The organism is Amycolatopsis sp. FU40 (assembly GCF_021903635.1).
GTDB lineage: Bacteria > Actinomycetota > Actinomycetes > Mycobacteriales > Pseudonocardiaceae > Amycolatopsis > Amycolatopsis dendrobii.
Genome location: NZ_CP091381.1, coordinates 7,946,808 through 7,971,821, shown reverse-complemented (window position 1 = coordinate 7,971,821; position 25,014 = coordinate 7,946,808). Strand labels below are relative to the sequence as shown.

The 25,014-nt window shown below is 68.8% G+C and carries 26 protein-coding genes and 2 tRNA genes; 13 read left to right on the top strand and 15 right to left on the bottom strand.

Annotation, left to right across the window (positions count from 1 at the left end; all coding sequences use genetic code 11):
- The first annotated feature begins 14 nt into the window (after positions 1-14).
- Positions 15-773 (top strand): nuclear transport factor 2 family protein, encoded by a 759-nt coding sequence (locus tag L3Q65_RS37650; RefSeq protein ID WP_182893757.1) that lies wholly within the window; start codon positions 15-17, stop codon positions 771-773.
- 6 nt (positions 774-779) lie between these two features.
- Here L3Q65_RS37650 and L3Q65_RS37645 read toward each other — a convergent pair whose 3' ends face one another.
- Positions 780-1,376 carry a TetR/AcrR family transcriptional regulator gene (locus L3Q65_RS37645; RefSeq protein ID WP_182893756.1) on the bottom strand — a complete coding sequence of 199 codons (597 nt, stop codon included), beginning with the start codon at positions 1,374-1,376 and terminating at the stop codon, positions 780-782.
- Positions 1,377-1,499: 123 nt separating this feature from the next.
- Here L3Q65_RS37645 and L3Q65_RS37640 point away from each other — a divergent pair, with 123 nt between their 5' ends.
- Positions 1,500-2,840, top strand: a complete 1,341-nt coding sequence (locus tag L3Q65_RS37640; RefSeq protein WP_237597791.1) for a flavin monoamine oxidase family protein — start codon at positions 1,500-1,502, stop codon at positions 2,838-2,840.
- Positions 2,841-2,847: 7 nt separating this feature from the next.
- On the opposite strand, the gene L3Q65_RS37635 is transcribed toward L3Q65_RS37640, so the two are convergent.
- The 3 genes from L3Q65_RS37635 to L3Q65_RS37625 form a co-directional block, all read right to left on the bottom strand.
- The gene (locus L3Q65_RS37635; RefSeq protein WP_182893939.1) at positions 2,848-3,633 is read right to left on the bottom strand and encodes a metal-dependent hydrolase; all 786 of its coding nucleotides are present in this window, start codon (positions 3,631-3,633) and stop codon (positions 2,848-2,850) included.
- 54 nt (positions 3,634-3,687) lie between these two features.
- Positions 3,688-4,041 carry an STAS domain-containing protein gene (locus L3Q65_RS37630; protein ID WP_009086015.1) on the bottom strand — a complete coding sequence of 118 codons (354 nt, stop codon included), beginning with the start codon at positions 4,039-4,041 and terminating at the stop codon, positions 3,688-3,690.
- A 219-nt stretch (positions 4,042-4,260) separates the two neighbouring features.
- Positions 4,261-4,566: a WhiB family transcriptional regulator gene (locus tag L3Q65_RS37625; RefSeq protein WP_009086013.1), complete on the bottom strand. Its 306-nt coding sequence runs from the start codon at positions 4,564-4,566 to the stop codon at positions 4,261-4,263.
- 151 nt (positions 4,567-4,717) lie between these two features.
- Between L3Q65_RS37625 and L3Q65_RS37620 the strand changes: the two genes are divergently transcribed.
- The 3 genes from L3Q65_RS37620 (at position 4,718) to L3Q65_RS37610 (ending at position 6,391) form a co-directional block, all read left to right on the top strand.
- Positions 4,718-5,134 carry an anti-sigma factor gene (locus L3Q65_RS37620; RefSeq protein WP_182893754.1) on the top strand — a complete coding sequence of 139 codons (417 nt, stop codon included), beginning with the start codon at positions 4,718-4,720 and terminating at the stop codon, positions 5,132-5,134.
- Positions 5,131-5,907, top strand: coding sequence for a SigB/SigF/SigG family RNA polymerase sigma factor (locus tag L3Q65_RS37615; RefSeq protein WP_182893753.1), 777 nt, complete (start codon positions 5,131-5,133; stop codon positions 5,905-5,907). Before L3Q65_RS37620 ends, L3Q65_RS37615 begins: the two co-directional genes overlap by 4 nt.
- A 64-nt stretch (positions 5,908-5,971) precedes the next feature.
- Positions 5,972-6,391: an ATP-binding protein gene (locus L3Q65_RS37610; protein WP_182893752.1), complete on the top strand. Its 420-nt coding sequence runs from the start codon at positions 5,972-5,974 to the stop codon at positions 6,389-6,391.
- Here the strand turns inward: L3Q65_RS37610 and L3Q65_RS37605 are convergent.
- Positions 6,337-6,855: a hypothetical protein gene (locus L3Q65_RS37605; RefSeq protein ID WP_182893751.1), complete on the bottom strand. Its 519-nt coding sequence runs from the start codon at positions 6,853-6,855 to the stop codon at positions 6,337-6,339. The genes L3Q65_RS37610 and L3Q65_RS37605 overlap by 55 nt on opposite strands.
- A gap of 124 nt (positions 6,856-6,979) precedes the next feature.
- Here L3Q65_RS37605 and L3Q65_RS37600 point away from each other — a divergent pair, with 124 nt between their 5' ends.
- Positions 6,980-7,981: a LuxR family transcriptional regulator gene (locus L3Q65_RS37600; protein ID WP_182893750.1), complete on the top strand. Its 1,002-nt coding sequence runs from the start codon at positions 6,980-6,982 to the stop codon at positions 7,979-7,981.
- Between the two features lie 29 nt (positions 7,982-8,010).
- On the opposite strand, the gene L3Q65_RS37595 is transcribed toward L3Q65_RS37600, so the two are convergent.
- From L3Q65_RS37595 to L3Q65_RS37585, 3 genes are all read right to left on the bottom strand, one after another.
- Entirely contained in the window at positions 8,011-11,727 is a 3,717-nt protein-coding gene (locus L3Q65_RS37595; protein WP_237597790.1) for a S8 family serine peptidase, read from the bottom strand.
- Between the two features lie 86 nt (positions 11,728-11,813).
- Complete coding sequence (locus L3Q65_RS37590) at positions 11,814-12,467, bottom strand: alpha/beta fold hydrolase (RefSeq protein WP_237597789.1); 654 nt, start codon at positions 12,465-12,467, stop codon at positions 11,814-11,816.
- A 58-nt stretch (positions 12,468-12,525) separates the two neighbouring features.
- Positions 12,526-13,188, bottom strand: a complete 663-nt coding sequence (locus L3Q65_RS37585) for an HNH endonuclease family protein (RefSeq protein WP_182893747.1) — start codon at positions 13,186-13,188, stop codon at positions 12,526-12,528.
- Between the two features lie 242 nt (positions 13,189-13,430).
- Between L3Q65_RS37585 and L3Q65_RS37580 the strand changes: the two genes are divergently transcribed.
- The 5 genes from L3Q65_RS37580 (at position 13,431) to L3Q65_RS37560 (ending at position 17,209) form a co-directional block, all read left to right on the top strand.
- Positions 13,431-14,468, top strand: coding sequence for a tetratricopeptide repeat protein (locus tag L3Q65_RS37580; protein WP_237597788.1), 1,038 nt, complete (start codon positions 13,431-13,433; stop codon positions 14,466-14,468).
- Positions 14,469-14,549: 81 nt separating this feature from the next.
- Positions 14,550-15,440 carry a hypothetical protein gene (locus L3Q65_RS37575; protein WP_237597787.1) on the top strand — a complete coding sequence of 297 codons (891 nt, stop codon included), beginning with the start codon at positions 14,550-14,552 and terminating at the stop codon, positions 15,438-15,440.
- 10 nt (positions 15,441-15,450) lie between these two features.
- Complete coding sequence (locus L3Q65_RS37570; RefSeq protein WP_182893744.1) at positions 15,451-15,816, top strand: VOC family protein; 366 nt, start codon at positions 15,451-15,453, stop codon at positions 15,814-15,816.
- Positions 15,817-15,834: 18 nt separating this feature from the next.
- On the top strand, positions 15,835-16,371 hold the full coding sequence (locus L3Q65_RS37565; protein WP_237597786.1) for a helix-turn-helix domain-containing protein: 537 nt from the start codon (positions 15,835-15,837) through the stop codon (positions 16,369-16,371).
- A 58-nt stretch (positions 16,372-16,429) separates the two neighbouring features.
- A complete protein-coding gene (locus tag L3Q65_RS37560; protein WP_182893742.1) occupies positions 16,430-17,209 on the top strand; it encodes a class II aldolase/adducin family protein in 780 nt (259 codons plus the stop codon).
- Between the two features lie 6 nt (positions 17,210-17,215).
- Here L3Q65_RS37560 and ppk2 read toward each other — a convergent pair whose 3' ends face one another.
- From ppk2 to L3Q65_RS37540, 4 genes are all read right to left on the bottom strand, one after another.
- Positions 17,216-18,106 (bottom strand): polyphosphate kinase 2, encoded by an 891-nt coding sequence (gene ppk2, locus L3Q65_RS37555; protein ID WP_237597785.1) that lies wholly within the window; start codon positions 18,104-18,106, stop codon positions 17,216-17,218.
- Between the two features lie 251 nt (positions 18,107-18,357).
- Entirely contained in the window at positions 18,358-19,869 is a 1,512-nt protein-coding gene (locus L3Q65_RS37550) for a DUF2029 domain-containing protein (protein ID WP_237597784.1), read from the bottom strand.
- 47 nt (positions 19,870-19,916) lie between these two features.
- Positions 19,917-20,669 (bottom strand): hypothetical protein, encoded by a 753-nt coding sequence (locus L3Q65_RS37545; protein ID WP_237597783.1) that lies wholly within the window; start codon positions 20,667-20,669, stop codon positions 19,917-19,919.
- Entirely contained in the window at positions 20,669-21,274 is a 606-nt protein-coding gene (locus L3Q65_RS37540) for an RNA polymerase sigma factor (RefSeq protein ID WP_237597782.1), read from the bottom strand. The genes L3Q65_RS37545 and L3Q65_RS37540 overlap by 1 nt, the downstream gene beginning before the upstream one ends.
- Positions 21,275-21,455: 181 nt before the next feature.
- Here L3Q65_RS37540 and L3Q65_RS37535 point away from each other — a divergent pair, with 181 nt between their 5' ends.
- Positions 21,456-22,169, top strand: a complete 714-nt coding sequence (locus tag L3Q65_RS37535; protein WP_182893738.1) for a hypothetical protein — start codon at positions 21,456-21,458, stop codon at positions 22,167-22,169.
- Positions 22,170-22,175: 6 nt separating this feature from the next.
- Positions 22,176-22,955, top strand: a complete 780-nt coding sequence (locus L3Q65_RS37530) for a hypothetical protein (protein ID WP_237597781.1) — start codon at positions 22,176-22,178, stop codon at positions 22,953-22,955.
- 61 nt (positions 22,956-23,016) lie between these two features.
- Here L3Q65_RS37530 and L3Q65_RS37525 read toward each other — a convergent pair.
- The 3 genes from L3Q65_RS37525 to L3Q65_RS37515 form a co-directional block, all read right to left on the bottom strand.
- A tRNA-Arg gene (locus L3Q65_RS37525) sits at positions 23,017-23,090 on the bottom strand.
- A gap of 42 nt (positions 23,091-23,132) precedes the next feature.
- A tRNA-Ser gene (locus L3Q65_RS37520) sits at positions 23,133-23,222 on the bottom strand.
- A gap of 66 nt (positions 23,223-23,288) precedes the next feature.
- Complete coding sequence (locus L3Q65_RS37515) at positions 23,289-24,998, bottom strand: phosphatidylglycerol lysyltransferase domain-containing protein (RefSeq protein WP_182893736.1); 1,710 nt, start codon at positions 24,996-24,998, stop codon at positions 23,289-23,291.
- Positions 24,999-25,014: the final 16 nt, after the last annotated feature.

Below are 25,014 nucleotides of genomic sequence, written 5' to 3'. Positions count from 1 at the left end.
TAATGAGGTTTCTGATGCCCCGCACCGTGTCCGAAGTAGCCGAGATCGTCGCGAACGCACTGCGCGCCTTCGACGCCGCGCAGCTCGCCGGCGTTCTCGCCGAGGACGCCGTCTACGAAATCCCGTTCACCGGCCACCGCTCCGCCGGCCGGGACGCGGTACTGGCCACACTCGGCGCGGGCAGCGCCGTCGCGGCCCGGATCGGCCTGGAGAAAGTCGAGGTCACCACGACGGAAACCGCGGACGGATTCGCTGTCGAACTCGTCGCCGAGGGCCGCAACCCGCACACCGGGCACAGCTACCGGCTCCCGTCGTCCGCCGGACTGCTGACCGTGCGGGACGGCCAGGTCGCCCGGTACCGCGACTACCCGAACAACGGCGCAGCAACCGCACTGCACGGGACGAAGGAGGTCTTCCAGCGCTTCCTCGACGCGGCTGTCGACAACCGCTGGGACGATCTCGCCGACCTGTACTCCGACGACGTCGTGATCGAAATCCCGTTCGCGCCGGCCGGAGTGCCGAAGGTGACGCGCGACCGGGAGGAGTTGCGCAAACGCTTTCACGAGGCCGGAGAGCGCCGCCGGATCACCAAGGCGGATCGGGTCGTGGTGCACGAGACCAGCGATCCGGAGGTGCTGGTGGCGGAGTACGACCTGCACGGGGAGTACGAGGGCAAGCCGTATGTGTCGACGTACGCGATGGTCATGACGGCGCGGGACGGTCGGATCGTGCACTCCCGCGACTACTCGGGCGCACCTACGTTCGAGGAGTAATCGGCGTCAGCCCCTCGCCAGCCCGATCGCCATGTCCGCCAACGCCTCGCGCCCCTCCCTCGCCCGCGCGTCGTCGGGGTCGCAGACGTACTGCAGGATCAGCCCGTCCACTCCGGCGACGATCATGCGCGCGAGGTGGTCGAAGGAAACGGCGGCAGTCTCGCCCGCCTGCTCAGCGGCTTCCCGGCACCACTGAGCGACGACGTCGGCATAGCGCCGGTACTGGAGCCGAGCGAGTTCTTCGTGGCCAGAGGTGCGCAGGGCGTACATGGTGAGTTCGTACTGCAGCAACTGCAGTTCGCGCCCGCCCTCGACGAGCTTGCCCCAGAAGGTGTCGAGTCCTTGCCGGATCGCGTTCGCCAGGCCTTGGCCGGTGGCAGCCGAGACCTGGAGAACGCCGGCGATCTCGTCGACGACGTCCTCGATCACGGCCCGGAGCAGCTTCTCCTTGGACGGGAAGACGTACTGCATGGTGGCCAGCGGGACGTCCGCCTGCGCGGCCACGACGCGCAGCGAAGTCTTGGCGACGCCGTGCGCGGCCAGCGCGGTGCGGGCGGCCGCGATGAACTGGGTCCGGCGTACCGCGGCCTCGACGTACGGCATGGCCACCCCTTTCGGTCAGTCGACCGAAATCTTGCCACGAATCCTTGCCAGCCGCGGCGGCGCTCCTTAGGCTGCACCGAATCGGTCAGTTGACCGAATCTCCGGAACGCGAGGGAGCAAGCCATGCAGGTCGTGGTCGTCGGCGCGGGACTGGCAGGACTCTCCGCCGCACGGGAACTCAAGGCGGCCGGAGCCGAGACAGTCGTCCTCGAAGCTCGTGACCGGGTCGGCGGGCGGACCGAGGGCGGCGAAATCGAGGGACACCCGATCGAACTCGGCGGCACCTGGATCGGCGAGGGCCACACCAGGATGCACGGGCTCGTCGGCGAACTCGGCCTGGCGACTTTCCGCACCTGGAACGACGAAGGCAAAACGCTCGTCCAGCTCGGCGGCAGGCGCACCCTCGTCGACGGAGCCAAGGGCGCCGTGCCACGGCTCAATCCGGTCGCGCTCGCCGACCTCGCCCAGGGCTTGACCCGCTTCGGCAGGCTCGCCCGCGGCATCGACCCGAAGCAGCCGTGGGCGCATCCGAAGGCGCGCCTGCTCGACAGCCAAACCTTCGAGACCTGGGTCCGGCGCAATCTGCACACCCCGAGCGGACGGGCCTACTTCCGGGTCGCGACCGAAGCCGTCTTCGCCGCCGACGCCAGCGATCTTTCCCTGCTGCACGCGCTGTTCTACGCAGTCAGCAACGCGGACCTGGAAACCCTCCTCGCCGTCGACCGCGGCGCGCAGCAGGACCGCGTCGTCGGCGGCTCCGTCCTGGTGGCACAACGACTCGCCGACGGGCTCGACGTCAGGCTGTCGACACCGGTCGCGTCGGTGGCCCACGACCAGGCCGGGATCACGGTCACCACCCGCGCTGGGCAAACCTTCACCGGCGACCGGGTCGTCATCGCCCTCCCGCCGACGCTCGCCGGACGGCTGCGGTACGACCCGGTACTGCCCGCCTGGCGCGACCAGTTGACGCAGAAGCTGCCAGCCGGGACGGTCACCAAGACGTTCGCCTCGTACCCCACGCCCTTCTGGCGCGAGCAGGGACTCAACGGGCAGGTCGCCTCCGACAACGGTCCGGTCAAGGTCACCTTCGACGTTTCCCCGCCGGGCGGCGAAATCGGCGTCCTCCTGGGCTTCGTCGAGGGCGGCGAGGCACGCCGCTGGCAGCGTCTTCCGCCCGACCGGCGCCGCCAGGCCGTGCTCGATTCCTTCGTCCGCTACCTAGGGCCGCGGGCCGCCGAACCGACTGCGTACGTCGAGAAGGACTGGAGCGCCGAGGAGTTCACCCGAGGCTGTTACGGCGCCCACTTCGCCCCTGGAGTGTGGACCAGTTACGGCGACGTGCTGCGGCCACCAGTCGGCCGTATCCACTGGGCGGGTGCGGAGTACGCGGTGGAGTGGAACGGCTATATGGAGGGCGCCGTGCGGTCCGGCAGCGCTGTCGCGGAGGAGATCCTGCGGCGTTGAGCGAGGCTCACTGAGTCGCGGTCTGCGAAGCCGGTGGCGTGAACAAATGCTCCACCGTGGCCACCGCCCAGTCCCATACTCCCGGCACCAGCAAGATCCCCACCAGCACGAACACCGGGAACACCAGTCGCGTCTCCACCTTTTTCCCGGTGTGCAGCCGCAGCGGCTTCGGCGGGCGGAGTTCGTACCAGGTCTCCCCCGCGATCGGCAGCGGGAACAGGAACGGGCAGCCCGACTCGGTGAGCGAATCGCCGAGGCAGTGCACGAAACAGCCGGCCGCGACCGCCACGCCGAGCCAGCCGGAGATGTCCGCCAGCTGGGCTACCCGGTCGTCCGGCGCGGTGAAGTACCACCAGGCCACCGCGCCGCCATAGGGCAGCAGCAGCCAATCGCCCAGAGCCGCGACGGCGAGCAGGAGTCCGAACAACAACACGCCCAGCACAGCCCAAGCTCCACCGGCGGTACAGCCAGCGGAGGTAGCCGCGCCGAGGGCGACTGCGAACAAGAGGGTGTGCGACAGGTGCCGGTGCGTGCCGGTCACCTTCTCGTCGCGGGGGCCCTTCGTCAGGGCGTATACAGCTGCAGACACCCGGCGCAGCAGCCACGACAGCGCGCCGGTCAGCCAGCCGAACAGGCGGGTCGCACTGGCGCTGGGATGGTCAAGGTCCGGCAGCAGCGCGAACCCGGCCGTGGTGGCCGCGAAGACCACCGCCTGATGCACCGAGCCGACGCCGACCGCGGGCGCGAGGGCGAGGCCCGCGCACCAGCCGGTCAGGGCGTGCGTGCGCCCCATCATGATGGTTATCCCCCAGGTCGCGGGCCATTTTTCAGCGACCGTAGCGGGAGATCAGGCCGGAGGTTCCTCCGACACGCTCAGGTGTTCGGCCACGCCGGTGAGCTCGATCACCCGGCTGACCGCCGGGCTCGGCACGACCTCGAGTTCGACGTCCTGTTCCCCGGCCTGCCGCTGGGCGTGCAGGACGACGTTCAGCGCCGATGAGTCGAAGAAGGTCACCCCGGTGAGGTCGGCCACCACGCGACGGGAATTCTTGTCCGCGATCAATCCGGCAAGAGCTTCCTGCAGCTGCGGGCTGGTGAGCAGATCGAGCTCACCCGTGACCACGACCCTCGGCTCGGCGGCCGCGGTGTCCAGCGTGATGCCGAATCCGGGCGGAGTGGCGTTCTGGTCGGCTGCGGGCATGCAGTTTCTCCTCGTCAGGCGCTGCTCCTGCGCCGGTACGCGCCTGTTGTCTCAAGAGGCAACCGTGTCACGGTCCCAAGCATCTGGAGACTCAACCCTAACCCAGTGGGTGACTGAGTCCGCGTCGGCACATGGCTACACCTTGGCGCGCTCTCGACCGGCGGACGCACAGCACCCCGCGCACCGCAGGTGGGCGCGCGGGTCGCGGGGTCGGTCGGCTCAGGCGGACACCGTCTTGCGCTTCGCTCGCCGTTCGCGCATGAACAGCTCGCGGCGCTCGATCTCGCCGAGCCCGCCCCAGATTCCGTACGGCTCTTCGACGGTCATCGCGTGCTTGCGGCACTGGGCCAGCACCGGGCAGGTGTGGCAGATCGCCTTGGCCCGGGACTCGCGGCGCTCGCGCGCGGAACCGCGCTCATTGTCGGTATGGAAGAACAGGCTGCTGTCCGCGCCGCGGCACGAGCCTTGAAGCTGCCACTCCCACTCCTCGGCCACCACGTTCGGCAGTCGGCTCACGTCAGCCATGTCGTCCCCACCTTTCCCGGGATCAGCACACTCGACGGCTACATGCCCGCCGGTCGCGGCGGTCAAACCCGGGTTTGGTTTGCTCACCCCCCGGGCATGTGGCAGATCGGGCACGAAAGACTGGCGTGGCACGCCGGAGAGAGGACAGCACGTGGAGGAGAACGCCCCGCTCGAGCGCGAGGACGCACAGCTCATCGAGGTGCGGACGGCGGCTATCCCGCACGTGGTGCCCACCCTGCGCACCATCGTCGCCGACATCGCCATGCGCCAGGACTTCGACCTGGACGCGGTCGAGGATCTGCGGATGGCCGTGGACGAGGCCTGTTCGATGCTGCTGCCCTCGGCCGCCGACGGCAAGCTGACCTGCGTGTTCTCCTGGCTGGAGGGCCGGATCGAGGTCACTGTGTCGGTGGTCTCCGACCGCGCCGACCACGGCGACGAGACCGGTCTGTCCTGGCAGCTGCTGACCGCGCTCGCGACCTCCGCGCGGCGCACCGTGACCCCGGCCAACGGCCGGTACCTCTCCCGGGTGCAACTGGTCCGGGAGAGTGAGGCGGCCAGCTCGTGACGAACCCCGCCGGCGGCGACAAGCCCACCGACGTGGCAGCACTGTTCCACGAGCTGACGCAGCTGCCCGAGCACGCGCCCCGCCGCGAGGAGATCCGGGACCGGCTGGTGCGCGAGCATCTCGAACTGGCGCGCAACCTCGCCCGGAAGTTCCGCAACCGCGACGAGGCGATGGACGACCTCGTGCAGATCGCGACCGTCGGCCTGATCCACGCGGTGGACCGCTACGACCCCGAGCAGGGCACCGATTTCCTGGCCTTCGCGGTGCCGACGATCTCCGGCGAACTGCGCCACCACTTCCGCGACAACAGCTGGTCGGTCCGGGTGCCGAGGCGGCTCAAGGAACTCAACGCGACGATCTCGGCCGCCCGCGAGGAACTGACCGTGCGGCTTTCGCGCGCGCCGAAGCCCAGTGAGATCGCGCGGCATCTCGGCGTGCCGATCGAGGACGTCTACGAGGGCCTGCGGGCCGGTCAAGGGCGGTACGGGGCCTCGCTGGACAACCTGCTGGAGAACTCCGCGCACACGCGCTTCGGCGCGCCGGACGCCAACCTCGGCCAGGCGGAACTGCGCGAGGCGCTGCGGCCGATGCTGGACAGTTTGCCCGAGCGCGAACGCAAGATCGTGGCGCTGCGGTTCGGATCCGGGATGAGCCAGTCGGACATCGCGCGCCGCGTCGGGGTTTCCCAGATGCAGGTGTCGCGGCTGCTCGCGGCGACGCTGAAAAAGCTCCGTACCGGACTGGCCGAGACTGACATCACCGAGGGCACCTGATTCGCTTTCGGCCGGGTTGGGTAAACACCACATGCGAGCACAGCGGCCGGGAGGTGCAGAAGCCATGACGACGTCGAGGATGCCGACCAGGAGCACCGGGGCGACTGCCGCCACCGTGCTGCTGGAGCTTCCGGACGACGTCACCGCGCCCGCCATCGCGCGAGCCCAGGTTCGCGCCGCGCTCGCCCAGCTCGACGTTCCCGCCCAGGTGCGCGACGACGTGCTGCTGGCGACCTCCGAGCTGGTCACCAACGCCTTCGAGCACGGCGACCGGCCGGACCGGCTGGAGCTCCGGCTCGAGCACGGCGAACTGATGGTGCGGGTCTTCGACACCTCTGCCTCCATTCCGCAGCTGAAAGAACCGGTCGCCCCGTCCGCGGCGCGCAGCCGGGGGCTTCAGCTGGTGCGTGCGCTTTCCCGCCGCTGGGGCTACGACCCGGCCGAAAACGGGAAGTGCGTCTGGGCGGCGTTCGGCCTCGGCTGACGGCGGCCGCCCACCACGAGCCCGGCCGCGCCGAGCATCCCCAGTCCCACGCCGAGCCAGCCGATGATCATGCGTGGCCGCTCGGCCGCCGAGCAGCCTTCCGCTCCGTGTGCCTCGGTGATCAGCCAGCTTTCCGGAGTGCTGAGCGCCGTGCCGCAGCCGATCCGGACGCTCGTGGTGTCCGTCGGCGGGTCGCCCCGGCCGAACATATTCGCGGGGAGTCCCAGCATCTGATCGCTTCGGGTGCCGTAGATCGCCCGGACGTCGGTCGGGTTCCCGGCGTCGTCGAGGTAATAAAGGGCAGTCACCGGCAGCAGGAAGAACACGATCCCGGTGACGAAGAAGGCGGCGGACGCCAACCCGATCCACCACGCCGGACGGCGGGCCAGCGGTTTGCGCGATCTTGCCGGGAAAGCCTGGTCATCCGGGCCGGGGAACGGGTCGGGGCGGGGATCGCCGGTCATCGTCGAGCCTCCTGATCGGGGGTGCGAGGCCCGGTTGTAGTCCGGTTCGCCGGGACTGGTCCCCGGCGGGCGCTGTCCGGTTTTGTCTCGTTCGCTCCCGTTGCCGGTGCCTTACGCTCGCCGGATGCTGGACGCAATCGGGGTGACTGGGGACGAGGAGCGGGTCTACCGGCTCCTCGTGGGGATGTTCGACGCCGGACCGCGGCAGGTGGCCGAGCAGCTGGGGCTGAGCGCGGCGCAGGTGTCGGCGATCCTGCGTTCGCTGCACGCCAAGGGGCTGGTCAGCCTGGTCGCCGGGGACGAGCCGAAGTACGCGCCGTCGCCGCCGGACGTCGCGTTCGGGCCGTTGCTGATGCGCGGGCAGGAATCGCTGGAATGGGCGCGCACCGCGGTGAGCCGGATGGCCGAGGAGTACCGCGGCGGCGCGCGACGGCGGGACGCGACGCAGCTGGTCGAGGTGATCACCGGCAGTGCGGCGATCCGGCAGCAGCTGACCAACATCCAGGTCGGCGCCCGGCACGAGTTGCTGTGGTTCTGCCGGGCCGGGCACATCGCGATGGCGTCCGGCGAGAACGCCGACGAGTACGACGCGCTCGCCCGCGGCGTGCGGTACCGGGTCGTCTACGAGCGGGCGATGCTGGAAGAGCCCGGCATGATCGAGAACGTCGCGCACGGGATCCGGCACGGCGAGGAGGCGCGGTCGTCGACCGTGGTTCCGGTGCGGCTGGCGATCGCCGACGGCACCATCGCGTTGTGCCCGTTGGTGCAGAATCTCGACGGCTCCGGCGAACCGACCGCCGCGTTGATCCGCGAGAGCAGCCTGCTGGCCGCGTTGATCGCGTTGTTCGAAAGCTATTGGGAACGCGCCTGGCCGCTGCGCGCGGACGGGACCCCGCAGGACGCTCCCGGCGGCGCCGGTCCGGACCGGGACGAGCTGCACCTGTTGTCGCTGCTGGTCGCGGGGGTCACCGACAAGGCGATCGCGACGCGGCTCGCGGTGAGCCAGCGGACCGTGCAGCGGCGGATCCACGACCTGATGTCCCGGATGAACGTGCAGACCCGGATGCAGCTGGCGTGGGAGGTCAGCAGGCAGGGCTGGCTCGACGAGCCCGCGGCAGCCGGATAACCGCGAGGGGTTATCCGGCTGCCTCTTTCTCAGGAGAGCCCGTAGGCGCGGAGCACGGTCTGCTGCACCGCGTTCCCGTCACCATCGGAGCCGTGCACGCGCAGTGCGACGAATCCGTTGGTGCGGTCCAGCCGCGGCTGGTCGACCACGGCGCGGAAGCGGCCGCCGCCGATGCCGTCCATCCGCTTGACCTTCGTCCACGTGCGACCGTCGTCATAGGACACTTCGACGGTCAGCTGCGGATTCTTCGGCGCGGCCATGCCGTCCTGGTTGCGGACGGTGAACTCGACCGGAAGCGAACGCCCGGCGCGCGCCTTCTGCGTCAGGTCGGTCTGCACGCCGTAATCCACCTGCAGCAACGGAAGCAGGTCAGTTTTGCCTTCGGCGGGCCGCTTCGACCCGAAGGTCCACGACGTTTCGGTGTGCGTACCGTAGGCCCAATCCGGAGTGGACTTGGTCAGCGACAGGTCGAGCCGGTACTTCGCCGGGTCCGCCGAAGCGGGGAACTTGCCCCACGCCACCGGGCCTTCCTTGACGAGTTTTCCGTCCTGGTAAAGCTTCGCGCTCACCTGGTCCGGTTGATCGTCGCCCAATTCCGCTTCCGAGAACGCGTAGTGCGAGGTTTCCGGGTCGGCGAACTCCGGGATGCGGAAGGCGAACGTGTCGCCGATGCGCGAGTTTTCCAGTCCGGCTCCGCGCGGGATCGCCGGGCGGACCACTGGGGCGTACCAGTTCTCCGTCGCTCGCTGGCCAGGGCTGAACGTGTGCGGCTGTTCGAGCATGCCGACCGCCAGCGGCTGGAACGTGTCCCAGCTGAGCTTGTTGTTCACCCGGTGCTGCCAGATCGTCTCGTCGGTCGAAACGATTTCCTCGCGAGCCGTTCCGGTGTGCGCGTACCGCTGATACTGGTTGATCGCGGTCTTTTCCCACGGCCGCCAGCCGAACCGCTGTTCGGAAAGCCATTCGTCCTTGCCGGTCACGTGGTAATTCGCGGTGACCGTCGCGCTGTTGCGTTCGCTGACCTGGTAGACGATCTTCTGCGGGATCTGGTCGTGCGTCACCTGCATGATGTCGTACAGGTACGGGCTCACCGGCGTGCCCTGGAGGAACAGGCTCGTGAAACCGAATTTGGCGCGGTCAGCCAGTTTCATGCCCTGTTCGTTCGTGATCCGCACGGTGGGAATCGGCAGGCGGTTTCCGCGCGGCTGCCAGTGTGCGTACGTGTGCTCGTCGGGAAGGCTGACGACCATCGCCATCGCGGCGCCCGCGGCGGCCGCCTGCTTGGCCGCGGCATCCGGATTGGTGCCGTCCTTCGCGGGGGTCACCAGTGCGATTTTCCCGCGCGCCTTGGCGAATTGCTCTGGTTTGTCGCCGTCGACCGGGACGACGCCGAGCCACTTGAACCCGGAAATCGCCGGAGACAACGCATAGTAGAACAGTTCGGTCTTGACCCCGACCCACGGCAACGTGGTCGCGGTCAGCATCGGCGCGGTGAGCTGCCACCGGGTGCCGAATTCGAACGTTCCGTTCTTCACCTTCTGCGTCGGCGTCACGTAGATGTGCCGCACGCCGGGGAATTCCATGACGTAGTTCGAGATCTTGCGCGAGCCGAATTCGCGGTGCGCGTAGCTGCTGATGATGTTTTCCAGCGTCGACGGCCGCGGCGTCTTGATCTGCACCGGGATCGCGTTCCGCGCGTCCAGCACCAGGTTCGTGTCCTTGGTGATGGAGAACTCGGGGTTGAGCACGATCGCGAGTTCCTCGTCCGGCGCGAGTCCGGTGTGGAACATCCCGCGTGCGTAGTAGGTGCCCTCGGGAAGTTCGGTGACGAACGGATGGTCGCTCTGGATGGTCCGGACGATGTCGTACCGCATGTCGTCGCCGAAGAGTTGGAGATCCATCGGGTACGCCTTGCCGTCGCGCCCGATGCCGCTGATGGACACCTTGTGCTTCGGCGGCTCCTTCACCAGGCCGACCGTCGTGTGCACCGCGCCGACGAGAACGCTGCCGGTGTAGTTGCCGGGCACCAGCGCGGCCGAATCGACGGTGATCACCACCGTCGCGGTCCCGTTGGCCGGAACCTCCACAGTGGACTTGTCGAGCCTCACCGCGTCGCCCGGCGTGCCACCGTCACCACGGCGCAGGTCAAGCTTCGGGGTGATGGTGACCGGCGCGGAAGTCGTGTTGGTGTAGGTGATTTCCTTGCGCACCGGACCGCTGTCGTTGGTGACCGGGCCGAGGTTCAGCGTACCGGTCGCGAAGACACCGGGGTGCACCGCCGCGGCCGCGACGTCCACTCGTCCGCCGCCCTGCTGGAACGCGTTCAGTCCCGCCGAAGGCTTCGACGTACTGGCCAAACCGTCCTTGAGCTGCTGAGCAGTCCATTGTGGATACCGCTGCGCCAGGATCGCCGCCGCACCAGCGACATGCGGAGTAGCCATCGACGTGCCGGACGCCGCGGTGTAGTACTGGTCCACCACCTCGCCGAGCGAAGTGCCTGCCGCACGCGCCGCGACGATTCCCACGCCAGGCGCGGTGATGTCCGGCTTCACGGCCTGGTCTCCGAGACGCGGCCCCATGCTGGAGAACGGTGCCAGTTCGTCCTTGCGGTCCACCGCGCCGACAGTCAGCGCGGAGTCCGCGGTGCCCGGCGTGCCGATGGTCGACGCGCCGTTCTGGCCGTCGTTGCCCGCGGCGACCACGAACAGCGCGCCCGTGCGGGCGGTGAGTTCGTTGAGGCCGACGCTGAGGTCGTCGGTGCCGTCGGTCGCGCCGCCGCCGAGGCTCATGTTGATGACCTTGGCACCGGAGTTCGCGGCCCACTCCATCCCTTGCAGGACTTCGGAAGACGAGGCCGTGCCGTCGTCGCCGAGCACCTTGCCGACGTACAGCTTCGCGCCGGGAGCCGCGCCCTTGCGCGTGCCGCCCGCAGCCGCGCCGCTGCCCGCGATGGTCGCCGCGACGTGCGTGCCGTGGCCGAACCGGTCGACGACGTCCGGGCTGGTCGAGAAGTTGGCCGACTTGGCGACCTTGCCCGCGAGGTCCGGGTGGTTGGGGTCGTAGCCGGTGTCGAGCACGGCCACCGCGACACCGGATCCGTCGAATCCGGCCGCCCACGCCTCCGGCGCCCCGATCTGCGGGACACTGCGGTCGAGCGACGCGTGCACCTTGCGGTCCAGCGTAATCCGTTCCACCGCACCGGAAGCCGCGTGCGGACCGGTGAAGGACTGCCAGAACTCGCCAGCGCGCTTCTTGTCCTCCCGCACCGCGCGGCCGTTCACGCTGGGCAGTTCAGCGCCCTGCGTGGTGGCGGCGAGCGCCGGCGCGGACGCGATCGAGACACCCTTCGCGTAGTGCGCGATCATCGGCACCGTGGGGCTCGACTCGTCGGCGTAGCCCTGCGCGATCAGGTCGGTGACGTTGAACAGGGCTTTGTCGAGGCGGTCATCCGCCACGAGCGACACCGCGTCGGCCGGGATGACCTGCAGCTTTCCGTCCACTTCGGACTGGGTGAAGCGGATGTTCTCCCGCCCCTTGCCCGGCCGGACCGTCGCGATCTGCCTGCCGCCTTGGACGCTTTCGACTTGCACGACGTCACCGGTGAGCAAGGTGACCGTGTGCCGCTCACCGGGACCAGGCGCCGGTGAACCGCTCGCGGGCTCGGCGGCCGCGGGTGCCGCGTGGCCGAGTGCCGCGACCAGTGCGCCCGTGCAGCCGAGAGTGATGGCTCGTGATCTCCACGTCATCGCACAAGATTCGGGGCGAGCCGGGGTTCACGTCACTAGCTCGCGGTGTCGCGGTTGTGACATGTCGCAACTGGGACAGCGCCTGGTCAGCCAGCCACCGTCGCGTAATACGCCATTAGGCGGTCAGCCAATTCGTCCGGACGGCTCAGCAGCGCGAGATGCGACCCGGCCATCTCGTCCGCGTCCACCCCCAGCCGCTCCCGCGCGACCCGGCGCAGCAGATCCGCGGCGAAGAACCGGTCGTCCCGGAACAGCAGGACCTTCGTCGGCATGTCCGGCAACCGCTCACCCGGCCACGGCACGCTGTACTCGGCGCTGTTCGGTTCGCGGCCACGGCGCTCGTTCTCCTCAGCCAGCTCAGCCGGAACGTCCGCCATGAACTGCTCGGTGGCACTCAGCCCCTCGGCCGATTCGAAGCCGACGTTGCCCCACCACTCCCCTGGAGCCTCCCCGGGCGCGGGCACCATCCCGGCGACGAACACGAGCAGCCGCGCGCCCACCCGCTCCGCCACGAGCGGCGCGGTGAACCCGCCGTAGGAATGGCCGACCACGACGACGTCCTGTGCGTCGCCGATCGCCGCCACCACGGTGTCGGTGAACTCGGCCAACGTGGCCCGCGGGTTCTCGATCGGCAGGTCCGGGGCCACGGCCTCGTGGCCGGCCGCCTTGAGCCGCACGGCGACCAGGTGCCAGTCCCAGCCGCTGCCGCCGCCCCCGTGGATCAGTGCGAAAGTCGCCATGCGGCCCAGCTTGTCATGGGTCGTGAGTGTTTGTGCCGGTTAGAACCGGCACAAACACTCACGACGCCGGGCAGCGCTTCAGCATGTCCTGCAGCGCGTTCTTCTCCAGGTCGGTGATCGTCAGCCCGTAGTAGTGCTTCACCGTGACCCAGTCGGTCGCGTAGGTGCACCAGAACGACACCAGCGGCGGCTTCCACTCGTCCGGAGCCTTGTCGCTCTTCTGCCGGTTCACACTCGCCGTCACCGCGAACAACTGCGGCCGGGTGAGGTCGTTCGCGAACTGCTCGCGCTTCTCCTGGGTCCAGTCGCGCGCGCCGCTCACCCAGGCCTGGCCGAGCGGGACCATGTGGTCGATGTCGAGCTGGGTCGCCTTGGTCCAGGTCTGACCGTCGTACACGCTGAGCCAGGTGCCCGAGGTCGGCTTGCAGTCGCTGCCCGCCTTGACGTCCTTGCCCGCGCGCTTGAGGACGGCCTCGCGGGTGTCGCAGTTGTCGCCCTGGCTGTCCCAGTGCTTGAACTTGTCGCGCGAATAGCCGGTCATGGTGCCGCGTGCGCCGATCTTCAGCTCGGACAACTGCTTGGTCGCGTCCGCGGCGGACGCGGGCGCCGCCTCGGACTGGGTGTCGCCGACTTCGCGCTGGCCGTACCAAAACCCGACGACAGCGATGAGCAGCACGACCGCGAGCAGCACGGTGCGCTTGGTGGGGAACGGCCGGGCCATGGTGCGCGGGATCCTCTCGAGCGGGGACTTCGGGGAGCCGGAGTATGCCTGTCACCGGGCCGGTAATCGCGCAGACACTCTCGGCAGCGCTCGAGCCGTGGCAAGGACCACGTCGGGCCAGTTGTTGCCCGCCAACGAAAAAGCCCAGATCAGCGGGGGTGGATAACGCTCGCGAAGGTGTCACGCGCGCGCCTTGCGAAACGATTGACTTCAGTGGGGAGCCGGAAAGGAGCGGGTGCGAGATGCCCGGGCGGCTGCGGAAGTGGAACACACGCGTCGACGACTACCTGCGCCGGAAAGCGGCGGAGGGCGGCAACGTCGTAGCGATGACGCGGGTCGCTGCTGACCTGCGCGAACGCGGCGACTCGGCGGAGGCCGAGGAGTGGTACCGGCGGGCCGCCTCCGGCGGCGACCGGATCGCCATGACCGCGCTGGCCCACCTGCTGGCCGAACGCGGGGCCGACGACGAGGCCGCCCGCTGGTACCACGAAGCCGCGCAGGCCGGCGAGCCGCACGGGATGCTCGGATACGCCCGTACCTGCGAAAACCAGGGCCGCCTCGGCGACGCCGAACACTGGTACGCCGCCGCGTTCCAAGCCGGCGCGACGGAGGCGGCTGGACTGCTGGGCCATCTGCTGGTCCAAGACGGCCGGTACTCCGACGCCGAGGGCTGGTGCCGCGCCGCCGCCGAGGACGGCGACACGACCGCGATGCTGGACCTCGGCGCCGTCCTGCGCGAACTCGGCGCGCCCGAGGAAATGGCGCACTGGTGGCGAGCCGCGGCGGACGCGGGCGAACTCTCCGCGACCTGCTTGCTGGGCCGGGAAGCGGAACGGGCCAACCGGGAGGGCGACGCCGAGCGATGGTTCCGGCGCGGTGCGAAGGGCGGGCACGTCGAGGCGAAGGTGCGGCTGGGACTGCTGCTGCATCGCCGGGGCGATCTCGAAGAGGCGGAGGCCTGGTACCTCGAAGCCGCCGAGGCGGGCGACGCGGCAGCGATGACGAACCTCGGCGTCCTCGCCCGCAATCGCCGCGACGACGGCGAGGCCGCGGCCTGGTACCGCAAGGCCGCTGAGCACGGCAGCATCCCCGCGCTCACCAATCTGGGACATCTCGCCGAGGCCCGCAGCGACCTGGCACAGGCCGAGCGCTGCTTCCGGGTCGCCGCGGAAACCGGCGACGTCCAGGGCATGCTGAGCCTGACCCGGATGCTGCGCGCCCGCGGCGCGACCGCCGAGGCCGACCACTGGCAGGCCCTCGCCGCCGACCGTCCACAGTAGACGATTCGCGGCGGGTCTCGGGGTCGATCTCCGGGATCATCCCGGATGTTGCCGCGCTCCGGCACGGCTAGCGTCGATCGAGTGTTCCGACGCGTGCTTCTCGCCATCCTCGCCGGTATCGCGGTGTTCCTGGTGCCGTGGACCGTCTACCTCGGGCTGACCCTGCCCGAGCACTTCGACACGAGCCAGTGGCGAGTCGCCTGGGTCGGCTTCGACGTCGTCCTGCTGCTGTGTTTCGCCGCGTCTGTGCTGCTCGGGATGCGCCGCAGCCGCGCCTCGGTGCCGATGCTGGCCGCGACCGCCGCGCTGTTGTGCTGCGACGCCTGGTTCGACGTCGTCCTCGACTGGGGCGGTCCCGACCAGTGGGCCAGTCTCGGCACCGCACTGCTCGCGGAAGTGCCGATCGCGGTGTTCCTGATGCTGCGGGCGCGCGCTCTGCTCGCCGGCAACGCGCGACCGCGGCCGCTGACCATGAACGACATCACGGTGCGCACGAACCCGAACTACCAGCGGTTGCTCCGCCTGCTGCCCGCCACCTCGGCCGAACTGCGCGCGCAGCTCCCCTCGATCGACGTTCCGGCCGCTCTGCTCACCCTGACCCACGCCGGATACACCCGACGCACCCGCGACGGTCGCTGGCACTCCGTCCCGCAGAGCACGAACGAGGCGAAGCTGGAGGACTACCCCGAAGAAGACCGGCCGAAGCTGGCCGCCTACCTCGACGCGAAGTACGACCACGAAGTGCGCTTGGTGGCCTGGGCGGCCGAGCGCCGCGACACCTTCGACGGCTGGACCGCCGGGAGCCGCGCCGGCATCCGGCTGAGCTACAAGGACCTGAAGGAGTTCGAAGCGGAGTACCTGGAACTGATACACCGCTACGCCGCCCGCAAACCCGGACCGTCCGACGAGGCGCGCGATCTGGCCGTGCGGTTCTACGCCTTCCCGGAGCCGAAACCCGCTGAGCTGGCGTAGGTTTCGAGGCATGATTCACCACGTGCAGGTCGCCTGCCCAGCGGGAGCGGAGGACGACGAACGCGCGTTCTACACCGGCGTGCTCGGCTGGCCCGAACTGCCGAAACCGCCGCTGCTGGCCGCCCGCGGCGGTTGCTGGTTCCAGGTGCCCGGCGTCGGCGGGCCGGACGGCGAACTGCACATCGGCGTCGAGGCCGATTTCCGTCCGGCGCTCAAGGCACACCCGGCTTTCGTGGTCGACGTGGACGCCACTGCCGCCGCGATCGAAGCCTCCGGTCGGTCTGTGACGTGGGCCGACCCCGCGGAAATCCCCGGCAGGCGGCGGTTCCATGCCTTCGACCCGGTCGGCAACCGGCTGGAGTTCCTCGAGGGCTGAGCCGCTTACAGTGTGGGGATGAGCCAGGAGGCGGAAGAAGCCGAGCAACGGATCACGCGACGATTGCGTGAGCTTCGCCTGGAACGCGGCCTCACCTTGGACAAGGTCGCCGCCGCCGCGGACCTCACGCCGGGCTATCTGTCCCGGGTCGAAAGCGGACAGCGCGTGCCCAGCCTCGGCACGCTGGTGGTTCTCGCGCGGGCGCTGGACGTCAGCATCGCCGATCTCGTCGCTGCCGAGGAACGCCCCTCGCCGATCGTCAAGCGCGAGGACGCCGTCACGTACGGCACTCGCGGCGCTTCCATGACCCACTTGTCCCCGCCGTCGTCCGCTCTTGAGGCGACGCTCGTGACGCTGCGGGGCAAGTCCGTCCCGCAGCGGCCGACCCAGCACCGCGGCGAAGAGTGGCTGCACGTCGTCAGCGGTCACCTCGAACTGACCCTGGCCGGCGAAACCCACCTCCTGGCCGCCGGCGACTCCGCGCAGTTCCCCGGCAGCACCGACCACACCCTGCGCGGCGCGCCGGACGCGGAAGTCCTCGTCGTCATCGCTTGACTCCCATTGTGCCTCCGAGGCACCCTGTTTGCCACACAGGCAACATTGGGAGATGCTGATGACCGACGCCCCGGTAGCCGAACTCGACCTCGACACCCTGCCCGAACGCCTGGATTCCGTCGCCGCCGAACGCGCGCACCGCAAACGTCAGCTCGCCGTCGCCTTCCGGCTGTTCGCCCGGTACGGCTACGACGAGGGGATCGCCGGGCACCTCACCGCGCGCGACCCGGAATTCCCGAACCGGTTCTGGGTCAATCCCTACGCGGTGCACTTCTCCCGGATCAAGGTCAGCGACCTGCTTCTCCTTGACGAGAACGGGAAAGTGGTCGACGGAACGCGGCGCACGAACAAGGCCGCGTTCGCCATCCACTCGACCATCCATGAGGCACGCGAGGACGTCGTCGCCGTCGCGCACGCACACACGATCCACGGCCGCGCCTGGTCGGCGCTGAACCGTCCGCTGGACCCGATTGTCCAGGAATCCTGTGCCTTCTACGAAAATCACGTGCTTTTCGACGAGTACAAAGGCCTGGTCCTGGAACGCGACGAAGGCGTGCGCATCGCCGCGCGACTCGGGTCGAAACGCGCCGCGATCCTTCGCCACCACGGATTGCTGACCGTCGGACGGAGCGTCGGCGAGGCAGCGTGGTGGTTCATCACGATGGAACGCGCCTGCCAGATGCAACTCCTCGCCGAAGCCGCGGGCACGCCTCGCGTCATGACCGCCGAGGAAGCCGCGCTCGCCGCCCGCCAGTTCGGCAGCGCGAACATGGCACGCAACAACTTCCGTTTGCTGGAGGACCTGATCGTCGAACAGGAACCGGACGTGCTGGACTGACCGGGTTCAGTCGCCGACCGCGTCCCGCCCGCGCTTCACGATCAGCGGATCCGGTTGCCCGACCATGATTTCGTCCTTGCCCTCGTACTCGAAGCGGGACAGGAAGTAGCGCATCGCGTTGATCCGGGCACGCTTCTTGTCGTTGCTCTTGATCGTGATCCACGGCGCGAGATCATTGTCCGTGCGAAGGAACATCGCTTCCTTGGCCGCGGTGTAGTCGTCCCATTTGTCGAGCGACAGCAGGTCCATCGGGGACAGTTTCCACTGCCGCACCGGATCGACCTGCCGGATGATGAACCGGGTCCGCTGTTCGGCCTGGGTCACCGAGAACCAGAATTTCGTGACCGTGATCCCGCTCTCCACCAGCATTTCCTCGAACAGCGGCACCTGGTGCATGAACTGCTCGTACTGCTCAGGCGAGCAAAACCCCATCACCTGCTCGACCCCGGCCCGGTTGTACCAGGACCGGTCGAACAACACCATCTCGCCCGCGGTCGGCAAATGCTGGACGTAGCGCTGGAAATACCACTGGTGCGCTTCCCGGTCGCTGGGCTTGGCGAGCGCGACCGTGCGAGCGTGGCGCGGGTTGAGGTGCTCCATGAACCGCTTGATGGTGCCGCCCTTGCCCGCGGCGTCGCGGCCCTCGAAGAGAATGACATGCCTGCTGCCGGTCTCGCTGATCCAGTTCTGCAGCTTGAGCAGTTCGACCTGCAGCAGATATTTGGTCTCGTCGTACTCCTCGCGCGGCATGCGCTCGTCGTACGGATAGTTCTCCCGCCAGGTGTCGACAGCCTTGCCGAACGCGTCGATCAACACCGGATCGTCGTCGTGATCCTCGCCGACCGAATGCCCGTCGATCTCGAGCCGATCGATGTACTCCCGCACGTCCCGCAACATGCCGCCGACCTTAAGCAGGGCAGGTGAACGGGAGGTGTCTCACCACTTCCGCAGGTCCTCGTGCGCTCTCCCGGGCCGCGGCAGCTGTCAGACCGGCAACTGATGCAACTGCGCGACCGTCAACGGCGCGGTGAAGTCCACTCCGTACTCTTCGCCGCTGATACCGTGGTGTTCCGCACAGCCCATCGCGCTAGCGGCCAGTGCTGCCTGCCGAGGTGTCGCCGACTGTCGCGATCCATTTCTGCCAGCGTCTACTGTGCATTGACCAGGTACAACTCAGCACGCCCGTAGAGCGGCGCGGAAATCGTCCAGTGGGCAAGGTAATCCCGCGGCGGCGGTCCCCAAACCCGCCGCAACGCGAGGTCGAGTTTGCGCGGCCGCACGGTGTAGTCGAAGAACGCGAAGTTCACCCGCAGCAATCCACGCGACAGACGTCCGGCCCGGGTCTCCAGTTCGTCGATCGCCTCGGGCATGCGGCCGCGGTCGGAGAAGACGTCGATGATCGCGCAGTCACAGGTGTAGGCCAGCACACCGATCTCGTCGGCGCTCGCCACCGTTCTCCCGGCCGCCAGCCTGCCCACTTCACGGCCGATCTCGGCGTACTGCGCGCTCGTGGTGTAGTTCGACGTGAACGGGGCGAAGTCGCGCGGCAGACCGTCCCCGGCATAGCCGACCGCACTGGCACCGACCAACGCAACGACGACAGCCGCCCCGGCCGCGCGCTCGATCCGGTTGGCGGAGCCAGCCACGACCGCGCAGACGAACAGTGTCGCCGCGACGATTCCGGGGCCGTAATACCAGTGGTATGGCGGCACTTTCAGCTGAACGTACGCCAGACTGTGCCCCGCTCCAGCCAGCGCGAGCGCCGCGAACGGGAGCAGCCTGCGGCTGGCCGCGTTGCCGCGCAACGCCAGGGCCAGCCAGCGCACCCCGGCCAACGCCGCCAATCCGACGCACAAGAACGCGAGCACCGTCTGCCCCGGCATGTTCAGCCAGTACAGTCCGACGCCGTTGCCGAATTCCCATTTCCCCCAGGCCTGTCGCGCGCCCTGCAAGGTCTTGATGACGAGCGTGTCCGGAACGGCGGCTCCCAAAACGACCCAGCTGAATGCGAACCACGGCACCGCGACCAGCGCCGCGCCCTGCACACTGCGCAGGCCATCGACCCAGAATCGCCGCCGTACCAGGAAAATCACGACCGCGAAGAGCGCCAGATCGACCCGGACCAAGGTCAGCGCACCGGCCACCAGACCGAACGCGAACGGCCGCCGTTGCACCGAAAACACCAGCAGCCAGGCGAGTCCGGCCGCACCGAGTTCGACTTCCATCCCGATCGACGACACCAGCAGCGGGTTCACCGTCAACGCGGCGGTCGCGAGGACCGGAAACCAGCGAGGCAGTCCGGCGGCCACGCCCATCCTCCGCAGCGCCAGCACCAGCAGCACCTGACAGGCCACGTACAACACGCCCGCGGCGAGCACCGCGTCCCGCAGCATGAACGTCAGCGCTGCCAGGGAAAGCACGTTCAACGGCGAGGTCGCCGTATTCGAGGTGCTGTCGGCCAGCAATCCCCAATTTCCGTGGAACGCGAGATTGCGCGCGTAACTCAAGGTGATGTAGGTGTCGTCGATCAGCTGACCGTGCGCTACGACAAAGAACAATGCCGACGCGGCCGCCACTCCGAGCAGGAGCCAATCCACCCGTCTTCGGACGGAAAGCGGCTGCTCCTGACCGGATCTAGGCGTCGTCAAACCCAGTGCCATTATTACATTTCCCCTGCAGCAGTCTTAGTGAGACGATCTATCCGGTGCTATCTCCCCGGAAAGTCGTGAACTTGCCCATCGCGCATGGTCACGCGGAATTTCCGGCTGTAATCATCGCGCGGAGAACTGCCCTCCACGAATTTCACGACGAAAGTGCCGTCGTTCAGAAGGGCGGGAATCAATAAATCGTCCGGCCCGTACAGCTCCACTTTGGCCACGTCGGGGCCGGCGACCCCGAACACGACGCTCGGCTCGTAGGGATTGACGATGCTGGTGAAACCGCAGATCGGGCGGGTGGCGCTGAGCGAGGCGTAACCCTCTCGCCCGTGGGTCCAGTTCCTGGTGTCGGTGACCATCAGGCCGGAGTTCCGGTCGTAACCGACGGAAGCCTGGCTGCGGTAGAGAATGCAGACCGCCGCTAGCGAGGCGTTGCGGATGACGAGGTAACCCCGCTGCGCGTCCTGATCGACCTTGAGCGTCGCGCGCCAAGTGTCCCGATCAGGCAGCGTGACTCCGAACGAAGGAGCACTGTCGAGACAGGACTTGAACAGTCGCGCGTCCCCGGCGTCCGGCTTGGCACCGGCCGGAAGCCGCGTCAAGTCCGAACTGGCGTCGTGCACCGGCGAGAACACCAGCGTCGCGCCCAAGGCCAGCGCGCCGACTCCCGCGGCGACCGCCAGCGGCAGGCCCGGCCTCCGGCGCCGCCGGCCGCGCAGTTCCGGAACGAGCCGGTTCCACATGGATTCCTTCAGGAGATCAGGCATCTGCCGGTCGGGCGGCAGGTTGAGATCGTCGGCCATCAGAACTCCTCTCCCACCCGTGCGTCGGTATCCCGCAGCAGCTCGCGCAACCGGCCGCGAGCCCGGGAAATCCGCGCCCGCACGCTCGGTTCGGCGATCCCGAGCACCGCGGACGCCTCCGCGGTCGACAAACCGCCCAGCAGACAAAGCTCGACAGCCCGCCGTTCGGCCCGACGCAGCTTCGCTACCGCATTCAGCACGACCTTCAGCTGTCGATCCGCGTCGATCTGACCGGCCACGTCCTCAGCGTGATCGCGCACGACGTTGTTGCGCGGCAACCGCGTCAGCACGGCCGCGAACCGGCCGAGGCGGCGCTGTTCCCGGCGGGCCAGGTTGGCGGTCACGGTGTACAGCCACGGCCGCGCGCTGTCGTTGACCAACGTCACCTCGCCGAGCCGCCGCCACGCGGTCAGGAAGGTCAGCGAGGCCAGGTCCTCGGCGGTGGCCCAGGAGCCCGTCAATCGGTAGGCGTAGTTCCACACCGCGCCGGCATGCCGGTCGAACAGCGCCCCGAACGCCGCGACGTCGCCCGCCGCGGCTCGCGACCACAGCTCCTGGTCGCCGCCGGGGACGTCCGGGACGTCGGCACCGTGCTCGGCCGGCATCCCCCACCCCCGCCCCTGATCCGAAACTGTCGTCACAACCCCATGTCCCCGGTCGCCTCGACAGCGTTGCATCAGGCCCCGGACCAGCGTGATCAGCGGCTCGTCTCGGCGGAAGCGGAAGGATATAGTCGGGCGGAGCCAGGTCCCGGTGCCCGGTTCGCCGGGTGGAGGGCTGCGGGGGATGACCGACTACAGGCGCGACGAGCCGCCGACGAATCCGTTCCCCGCTGCCGGTTACGGACACCCGCCTCCTGCGAAACCCCGCCGGACCGGCTGGATCATCGGCGGAGTCGCCGCGCTGGTGGTCGTGCTGGGGGCCGGGATCGCCGTCGGCGTCGTGGCCGGGCAGCCGTCCGATCCGCCGCCGAAGCCGGTCGCCGCGCCGGGCTATTCGATGGATCACGTCGGCAACGCCTGCGATCTCGTCGATCCCGCTCCGCTGCAGAAGTGGTCGCCCACGCCGAAGGGCCCGCCCAAGCACGAGGAAGTCCGCCCGAGCGAGCACGACGCCGGCAGCCTGAACTGCGAGATGCGCTATACCGGCAGCGACACCCTGAACACCGCCGAAATCCTCCTCGACGTCGATTTCACCGAGGGCACCGCGCCGTCCTCCTATTCGAACTGGAAACGCGGCACCCTCGCGAAAACCGGCGAGGGCAAAGCTTCCGGTTCCATCACCGGAGTCGGCACCGAGGGCTTCTGGCACTCCGAGGTCTACGGCGATCTGGTCGCGAACACGCGCTACGTCCTCTGCGCGGTGGACGCCAACGTCTCGGTCCGCGTCCGGCTCAATTTCAGCCGTACCCGGGAGGTCGCGCAGATGCACCGCACCGAGGTCCAGCCGATCGCCGAAGCACAGGCCCGGAAGGTGTTGAACGGGTTGAAAGGGAACTAGCCGCAGATGACCGATCCGCAGGGCGCGCGCCCCGATCCCGTTGCCGGGCAACCGTTCCCGGGATGGAACCCGCCCCGGCCGCCCGGACCCCCTGGCCCCAAGACCGGATGGATCGTGGCCGGCGTGCTCGGCCTGGTCGTGGTTCTCGGCGCCGGAATCGCGATCGGCCTGTCCCTCAGCGGCGGTTCGTCCCAAGCCGACCCCGCCCCCGTTCCCGTCCCGGCCGCCTCGAGCGCGGCCCCGTCCACCAGCGCCTCTCCCGCCGCGCCACCGGGCAAGTACTCGATGAGCGGGATCTCCGACGCCTGCGCCCTGCTGGACCCGAAACCGCTGGCGAAATGGTCCACCACCCCGATCCCGCCGGTCCACCGGGAAGGCCAGCCAAGCGAGGGCTACGGCGGCGACCTGAGCTGCAGCCTCCGCTACACGAGCACCTCCGCGACCGACGGCGTCGCTACCAACGAGGCGGGAATCGCCGTCCGCGCCGAGTTCGCCTCGGCGGACCGGCCACCGGCGTACGAGCAGTGGAACACCAAGCCGGCACAAGGCTGGACCTCCGGCACGATCGCTGGACTCGGCACGCGGAACTACTGGCGCGCGGGCAGCACCACGGAACCGGGCCCGGGCGCGAGCTACATCGTGGGAGTGGAGGACAGCAACGTGACGGTGGAGATCCAGGTCGCCGTCCACCGGGCGCCTGGCGAGGCGCCGCTGAAGATGGACGACCTGTCGTCGATCGCACAAGCGCAGACCCGCGCGGTGCTGGATCAGCTCAAGAAGCCGTAAATGCACAACGGGCCGGGTGCGAAAAGCACCCAGCCCGTTGTTTACTGTCTCGACCAGACAGTGCGCCCGAAGGGATTCGAACCCCTGACCTTCTGATCCGTAGTCAGATGCTCTATCCAGCTGAGCTACGGGCGCGTGTTCAGTTGTTAACCTAGCACCTGCCGAAACAGGCACCAGCGGAGGCTCCGGGATTTGAACCCGGGAGGGGGGGTTACCCCCAACCGCATTAGCAGTGCGGCGCCATAGACCAGACTAGGCGAAGCCTCCTGGGTCCTAACGACCACTGCTCAGATAGGTTACACACCCTTCCAGCCCCTCCGGAAGGCACCCCCCTCAACGGTGCAGCACCCGGCGCAACCAGGGAGAACGGCCGCCTAGGCCTTCGGCTTCGAAGGTCGCTATGCCGACGCGCGGGAGCGACCCGACGCCCGGGTAGACGAGATATCGCGGGACCCACCGGGGCTGGAACTTGGCGTTGAACCGGTAGAGGCTTTCGATCTGGATCCAGCGCGAGAAGAAGTGCAGGACTTTCGCCGAAAGCCGCGCGACCGGGCCCGCGCCGATGCGCTGGCCCTGTTCCATCAGGGCGCGGAAGGCGGCGAAGTTCAGCGACACGTGGTCGATGTCGTGCTCCCGGGAGTACAGCAGCAGCTCCGAGATCATCAGCTCGTTCACGCCGTTGTCGACGGTGCGGTCCCGGCGCATCACATCGAGCGACAAGCCTCGCTCGCCCCACGGCACGAACTGCAGCACGCCACGGACGCGGCCGCCTTGTTCTGCGGTGACGATCACTGAACCCGGGTCGCCCATGCGGCCCAGCGCCATCGAGAAGCCGCGTTCGGTTTCGGTGCCGCGCCAGGCAGCGGCCAGGTGCACCAGCTCGGGCAGCTCGCCAGGACGCAAGTCTTCGGCTCGGCGCACCAGGACCTTGTAGCCGGCCCGCTTCGTCCGCGACGCTGCCTGCCGTACGCCGCGCATCACGCGGCCTTCCAGCGTGAACGTCTTGGTGTCGACGACCGCCTCGTCGCCGATTTCCAGTACCTCCAGGCCGAACCGGGCCCACACGGTCGCGCCCAGCTCGGACGCGCCCATCGCGGCGGGCACCCAGGCGTTGCGCTGGCAGATGTCCAGGTACTCCTCGATCGCGCCGGGCCACGCCTCGTGGTCGCCGAGCGGGTCGGCCGAGGTCAACGCGACGCCGGCGATCACGCGGAACGTGACGGCCGCCTTGCCGGTCTTGGAGAAGACCGCGAACTTGTCGCGGCGCAGCGCGAAGTAGCCGAGCGAATCCCGGTCCCCGTGCTGCTTCAGCAACTCGTGCAGCCGCGCGAGTTCGTCGTCAGACAGCTCTGGCGCGGGTTCGGCCGAACGCAGCAGGAAGTACGCCGACACCAGCACGCCGGTGATGCTGAAGAGCAGCCCGATCGACGCGGACAGGTCCTCGAACCACATCTCGTGGAACACCGCGGGCCCGCTGACGCCGGTGAGCGCGAGCGCGGACTGGGACAGCCGGTCGGCGAAGCTCAGCGGGTCGAGCATCCGGGCGGGCGCGACCGACAGCAGCGCGAAGTTGAGCACGAACCCGGCCAGCACCAACTGCAGCAGCACCCGCAACGCGCGCCAGCGGCCGACGGTCGGGTCCGGGCGGGCGATGAAGTACCGCCGCGTGCCGATGAGCCCGGCCAGCAGCACCATCGACACCACTCCGGCACCGAAAACATGCCGCAGCCCGAGGTGGGACAACGCCAGCAGCGCGGCGAAGCCGACCGCCAGTTGCCAAGCGCGGCGTTTGCGGCGGCGGAGCCCGGCGGCGAGCATGATCAGCAACACACCGGTGACCAGCGCCACAGCGGCCGCCGCAGTGGTCGCTTCGCTCGGCAGCTCCAGCCATTTGGCCACATGCCCGCGCACGTCGCGGCCCACCGGTACGACCGTGGACACGATCGCCACCAGCCCGGCCAGCCTGGTCACCCACGTGATCGCGACGACCGACGTGACGCCTGCCGCCTGCCAAGTGTGCTGCGCGCGTGTCCCCGTCACCACGCGTGCAACACGTACG